This is a genomic window from Psychrobacter sp. TB55-MNA-CIBAN-0194, from assembly GCF_040309505.1.
In the GTDB taxonomy this organism is placed as follows: Bacteria; Pseudomonadota; Gammaproteobacteria; order Pseudomonadales; family Moraxellaceae; genus Psychrobacter; species Psychrobacter fozii.
Map to the genome: position 1 here is coordinate 1 of NZ_JBEOOW010000073.1, position 354 is coordinate 354.

The 354-nt window shown below is 37.9% G+C and carries 1 protein-coding gene; it reads left to right on the forward strand.

Annotated elements, in window-relative coordinates:
• Positions 1-92: 92 nt before the first annotated feature.
• Positions 93-354: transporter-like protein (locus AAEY75_RS14305; protein ID WP_502944418.1), on the forward strand; the 262-nt coding region annotated here is incomplete at its 3' end.

Sequence of the window (354 nt, forward strand, 5' to 3'; positions counted from 1 at the left end):
GTGATAATTACAGCCAGTCACTAAAAGAAGATGTCTTATTTCACATACTACATAATAACGATGATTGAAATAACTACCATAAGGGATACGATGTGTCAGAGATAAAACACATTTTACAACAGATTACTGCCTTAAGTGATGTACCAGATCCCGCGGTACTTAAGCGCTTAATCGATGAGCTACGAGTAAGTGATAAAGAGCCTACTTTAGCCAATCAGAATATTCAAAATCTTATTGAAGTTTTACGTCAGCATCCAGAATATGGCGATGGGCTGTCGAGTTTTGTCTTAAAACTTATTATCGAATACCGCCAGATCGCTCTTTATACCGACACTGGCATTATGTCAGATCAGG